This window comes from Aquipuribacter hungaricus (genome assembly GCF_037860755.1).
GTDB lineage: Bacteria > Actinomycetota > Actinomycetes > Actinomycetales > JBBAYJ01 > Aquipuribacter > Aquipuribacter hungaricus.
This window is the reverse complement of record NZ_JBBEOI010000220.1, coordinates 1-5,719: the sequence shown is the minus strand read 5'-3', so window position 1 is coordinate 5,719 and position 5,719 is coordinate 1. Positions and strand designations below refer to the sequence as shown.

Below are 5,719 nucleotides of genomic sequence, written 5' to 3'. Positions count from 1 at the left end.
CCGGCCACGACGTCGCGCTCGTCGGGCGCCGCGAGGGGACGCTCGCCGGGCTGGCCGCCGCGGTCGAGGCCGACGGGCACGGCACGGACGTCGGCTGGACCGCCCTGGACGTGGCCGACAGCGGCGCGCTCGCGGCCGCCGTCGAGCGCTTCGCCCGGCACACCGGCCGGCTCGACGTCCTGCACCACAACGTCAGCGTCTACCGGCCCGGAGGGCTCGGTGCGGTCGGGCCGGCGGAGCTGCTCGAGGACCTCGCGGTCGGCGCGGGGAGCCTGCTCGCCGCCGTCGACGCCGCCCGCCCCCACCTCGCGGCGGTCGGGGGCACCGTGCTGCTCACCGGCAGCGGCGCGGCCGACCACCCGGACCCGGGCGCGCTCACCCTGGGCCCCCAGAAGGCGGCGGTCCGCGCCCTGCTCGTCGGCCTGGCCCCCGCCCTGGCCGCCGAGGGCGTGCACGCCGCCACGCTGACGGTCCGCGGCATGCTGCGCCCGGGCACGGCGTTCGACCCCGACCGGGTCGCGGCCCGGCTGCTGGCGCTCGCCGACGAGCGGCACGGGCCGCGGGAGGGCTGGACCGTCGAGCACGAGATGACCGGCTGACCTGCCCGGACGCCGGTCCCGGCGCCCCCGTCCCACCCCGGACCGGGGCCTGCGACCGCCCGGCCCGTGACCGTGCGCCTTGCGACCGCGTGGCCCGGCCCCCGGCGGGGGACGCCGTGCCACCATCAGCCGCATGGCACCCCCCCTGGCAGGCCGTGCGGAGAACGCGATCCAGGCGAGGCTGCTGCGCCTGCTGCGCGACGAGGGCTCGCTCTCGCGCGTGGACATCACCGAGCGCCTCGCGGTGTCCCGGACGACCGTGGCCGCGGAGGTCGTCCGGCTCGTCGAGCTCGGGCTCGTGCGCGACGCCGGACCGGCCGCCTCGCGGGGCGGGCGGCGCTCGACCATGGTCGACCTGTCGCCGGACCTGCGCTTCGTCGGTGTCGCGGTCGGCGCCACCTCGCTCGAGGTCGCCGTCACCGACGCCCGGCTCGAGGTGTGCGACCGCCGCTCCGAGCCGGTCGACGTCCGCCGCGGGCCCGAGGAGGTCCTCGCCCGGGTGCTCCAGCTCACCCGGGAGCTCATGGACGGCCAGGGCGGCGGCCGCCCGAGCGGCGTCGGTGTGGGCGTGCCGGGCCCGGTCGACTTCCACGCCGGCGTGCCGGTCAGCCCGCCGATCATGCCCGGCTGGGACGCCTACCCCGTCCGCGACGCCGTGGTCCGCGAGCTCGGCTGCCCGGTCGTGCTGGACAACGACGTCAACCTCATGGCGCTGGGGGAGCAGCAGGGCGGGGTGGCCCGGGGCGCCCGGGACTTCCTGTTCGTCAAGATCGGGACCGGCATCGGCTGCGGCATCGTCGTCGAGGGCGACCTGTACCGCGGGGCCGACGGCTGCGCCGGGGACATCGGGCACATCCGCGTCCGCGAGGACGGCCCGCACTGCGCCTGCGGCGGCAAGGGCTGCCTGGAGGCCGTGTTCGGGGGTGCGGCCCTGGCCCGGGACGCGCTCGCCGCCGCCCGCTCCGGCCGCTCGCCGGCGCTGGCCGACGTCCTCGCCCGCACCGGCACCGTGACGGCCGCCGACGTCGGCCGGGCCGCCTCCGCCGGCGACGCCGTGGCGATGGCGATGGTGCAGCAGGGCGGGCGCGACCTCGGCGTCGTGCTGGCCCACCTCGTCTCGTTCTTCAACCCCCGCCTGCTCGTCATCGGCGGCCGCGTCTCACAGCTCGGGCACGCCCTGCTCGCCGAGGTGCGCGGGGTCGTCTACCGGCGCTCCCTGCCCCTGGCCACGGGGAACATGCCGGTCGTGCTCAGCGAGCTGGGAGGGCTGGCCGGGATCACCGGGGCCGTCCGCCTGGTGAGCGACCAGGTGTTCAGCCCGCGGTAGGCAGAAGTACCCCGCCCCCTCGGAGAAGTCCCCGTCCGGGGCTACAGTCACGTGCCGGGACGAAGCGGTCACCACAGGCCTTTCATCGCCAGATTGACCACTTTCGCAAGTCCTGTGTAGTTTCGCCAGTGTCCTTGACAGTCGACGACGACTCAGGAGTCAACACGTGACAGCAACCCGGACCCACCTAGGAGCCGCTGCGCTGGTCGCCGGCGCGCTCGTGATCAGCACCATGTCGGTGTCCGCCCCGGCCGGGGCCGCGAGCCCCAGGGTCAAGCCCAAGCCCGCCGCCGCCGACCTGCCCGTCCCGCCGGACTCGGCGTTCGACAAGGTCACCATCGACCGCACCCCCGGCGAGCCCATCGACCTCGCCGTCCTCCCGGACAACCGCGTCCTGCACGTCACCCGCTCCGGCGAGGTGCGCCTGCACGACCCCGTCACCGGCATCACGTCGCTCGCCGCGCAGGTGCCCGTGTACCTCCACGACGAGGAGGGCCTGCAGAGCATCGCGGTCGACGAGGACTTCGAGGAGAACGGGTGGGTGTACATGTACTACTCGCCCCTGCTCGACACCCCGTCGGACAACCCGGCCACCCCCGGCAACGAGGGCGACGCCCCCGAGAACGGCACCGCCGCCGACTTCGAGCCCTTCGAGGGCTACCTGCAGCTGTCCCGCTTCCAGATGGTCGGCGACACCATCGACCTGACCACGGAGGAGGAGATCCTCCAGGTCCCCACCACGCGCGGGATCTGCTGCCACGTGGGCGGCGACGTCGTCTTCGACTCCGAGGGCAACCTCTACCTGTCGACCGGTGACGACTCCAACCCGTTCCAGTCGCAGGGGTACATCCCGATCGACGAGCGGCCCGAGCGCAACCCGGCCTTCGACGCCCAGCGCACGTCCGCCAACACCAACGACCTGCGCGGCAAGATCCTGCGCATCACGCCCTCCGAGGGCGGCGGCTACACGATCCCCGAGGGCAACCTCTTCGCCCCGGGCACCGAGCTGACCAAGCCCGAGATCTACGTCATGGGCCTGCGCAACCCGTTCCGCATCGAGCTCGACCGCGAGACGGACCGCCTGTTCATCGGCGACTACAGCCCCGACGCGCGCAACCCCGACCCGGCCCGCGGTCCCGCCGGCATCGGTCGCTGGATGTCCGTCGAGGACCCCGCCAACTACGGCTGGCCGTACTGCTACAGCCCGACCATCGGCTACGTGGACTACGACTTCGCCACCGGCACCTCCGGCGAGCCGTTCGACTGCGGCAACCCCGTCAACGAGTCCCCGAACAACACCGGCCTCGTCGACCTGCCCGAGATCACCGAGCCCGAGGTCAAGTACGAGTTCGCCCTCAGCCCGGAGTTCCCCGAGCTCGAGACCGGCGGCATCGGCCCGATGGCCGGCCCCGTCTACCACGGCGACATCGCCAAGGGCCGCGCCGCGACCCAGGGCCGTCCCTCCGTCGCCTGGCCCGCCTCGTTCGCGGACAAGCCGTTCTTCTACGAGTGGACCCGCGACTACACGAAGATGTTCACCCTCGACGCCGCGGGCGACGAGGTCACCGAGATCGACAACGTCCTCGACAGCCTCGTCATGGACAACCCGATCGACATGGAGTTCGGCCCCGACGGCGCGCTCTACGTCCTGGAGTACGGCGACGGCTACTTCGCCCAGAACCCCGACGCGCAGCTCTCGCGCTTCGACTACGTGGGCCACGGCGCCCGGGCCAACCACAGCCCGGTCCCCTCGCTGGTGACGGACACCACCACCGGTGACTCGCCGCTGACCGTCGCCTTCGACGCCAGCGCGACCACCGACCCCGACGGCGACCGCCTGCGCTACGCGTGGGACTTCGACTCCGACGGCACGGTGGACTCCACGGAGGTCTCCCCGACCTTCACCTACGCCACCGACGGCCGCTACCGCGCCACCCTCAAGGTCACCGACGTCGGCGGCCGTGACCGTGGCCGCTCGGCCTCGTCCTACGTCGACATCGCCGTGGGCGGCCAGGCGCCGGTCGTCACGTTCGTCACCCCGGCCGACGGCCAGGCCTTCTCCTTCGGTGACTCCGTCACCTACCAGGTCACCGTCACCGACGACGAGCCGGTCGACTGCAACCGGCTCCAGGTCTACTACGTCGTGGGCCACGACCAGCACGGGCACCCGATCAGCTCCACCTCGGGCTGCACCGGCACCATCACCACCTCGCTGCCCGAGGGCCACGAGCCCGACGAGGTGAGCGCGGTCTTCGTCGCCAGCTACACCGACGCGGGCGCCGAGGGCATCCCCGCCCAGACCGGCACCGCCCAGGTCCGACTGGTCCCGGCGCCGTGAGCGGGAGCGTCCCCACGGCCGCCGGCGCACGGACCGGGGTGTGGTTCCTCGGCGCCCGCGGGTCCGTCGCCACCACGGCGGCCGTGGGGGCGCTCGCCCTCGCCGACGACCTGGTCGCACCGACCGGGCTCGTCACCTCCCTCCCCGGGCTGGCCGACGCCGGCCTGCCCGGGGTGGGGGACCTCGTCCTCGGCGGCCACGACGTCACCGCGACGCCGCTGGCCAAGCGGGCCGAGCAGCTCGCTGACGGCGGGGTCTTCCCGCGGGCCCTGGTCCGTGCGGTCACCCCCGGCCTGGAGCAGGTCGACGGCCGGCTCCGGCAGGTCGTCGCCCACTCCGGGGAGTCCCAGCGCGGCTGCGCCGCCCGCATCGAGGCCGACCTCCACGCCTTCCGCGAGGACAACGGCCTGGACCGGGTCGTCGTGGTCGACCTGCTGCCCACGCGGCCGCTCCCCGCGCCGCACCCGGGCCTGGACGACCTCGACGCGCTCGAGGTCGCGCTCGACGGGCCGGACGAGGTCCTGCCCGCCAGCTCGCTGTACTCCTACGCCGCCTTCCGCGCCGGCTGCCCGGTCGTGGAGTTCACGCCCGGGCCGGGCCCGCGGCTGCCCGCCCTGCAGCAGCTCGCCGAGCAGCAGGGCCTGCCCTGGGCCGGCAGCGACGGCAAGACCGGCGAGACCCTGGTCAAGGCCGCGCTCGCCCCGATGTTCGCCGCCCGCGCCCTGCGGGTGACCTCGTGGGCCGCCATGAACATCCTCGGCGGCGGCGACGGGGCGGCGCTCGCCGACCCCGGCGCCATGGCCAACAAGGCCCAGAGCAAGGGCCGCGTCCTGCCGGAGATCCTCGGCTACGACCCCGAGGCCCCGGTCGTCATCCAGAACGTCGCCGACATGGGCGACTGGAAGACCGCGTGGGACAACATCGCGTTCGAGGGCTTCCTCGGCACACGGATGACCATGCAGTTCACGTGGCAGGGCTGCGACTCCACCCTCGCGGCACCGCTCGTCCTCGACCTCGCCCGCCTCCTGGCCGCCGCCCACGCGGCCGGCCGCACCGGGCCGCAGCCGGCGCTCGGCTTCTTCTTCAAGGACCCGGTCGGCACCGGCGATCACCGGGTCAGCGCGCAGCTGGACGCCCTGCTGGAGTGGGCGGGCGGGCTGCGGTGACGCGCATGGCCGACCTGGTCGAGCTGGTGCGCGCACCGGCCGCCCTGACGGTCCCCGGCGACGTCCTCGCCGGGGGCAGCAGCGCCGGCTGGCCCGCGGGCCGGCGGACGTGGCTGCTGCCCGTCGCGTCCACCGCCCTGTACTGGGGCGGGATGGCGCTCAACGACTTCTCCGACCGCGCGGTCGACGCGGTCGAGCGGCCCGAGCGGCCCGTGCCGTCCGGCCGGGTCAGCGCCGGGCGGGCCCTCGCGGTCGCCGGCGGCCTCACTGCGGCCGGCCTCGCCGTCGC

The 5,719-nt window shown here is 74.7% G+C and carries 5 protein-coding genes; all 5 read left to right on the top strand.

Annotated features, from left to right (window positions below; all coding sequences use genetic code 11):
* Positions 1-599: SDR family NAD(P)-dependent oxidoreductase (locus WCS02_RS16590; RefSeq protein WP_340295248.1), on the top strand; the 599-nt coding region annotated here is incomplete at its 5' end.
* Positions 600-732: 133 nt separating this feature from the next.
* Positions 733-1,926, top strand: coding sequence for an ROK family transcriptional regulator (locus WCS02_RS16585; protein WP_340295247.1), 1,194 nt, complete (start codon positions 733-735; stop codon positions 1,924-1,926).
* Between the two features lie 166 nt (positions 1,927-2,092).
* Entirely contained in the window at positions 2,093-4,264 is a 2,172-nt protein-coding gene (locus tag WCS02_RS16580; protein WP_340295246.1) for a PQQ-dependent sugar dehydrogenase, read from the top strand.
* A complete protein-coding gene (locus tag WCS02_RS16575) occupies positions 4,261-5,430 on the top strand; it encodes an inositol-3-phosphate synthase (protein WP_340295244.1) in 1,170 nt (389 codons plus the stop codon). The genes WCS02_RS16580 and WCS02_RS16575 overlap by 4 nt, the downstream gene beginning before the upstream one ends.
* A gap of 5 nt (positions 5,431-5,435) precedes the next feature.
* Positions 5,436-5,719: UbiA family prenyltransferase (locus tag WCS02_RS16570; protein ID WP_340295242.1), on the top strand; the 284-nt coding region annotated here is incomplete at its 3' end.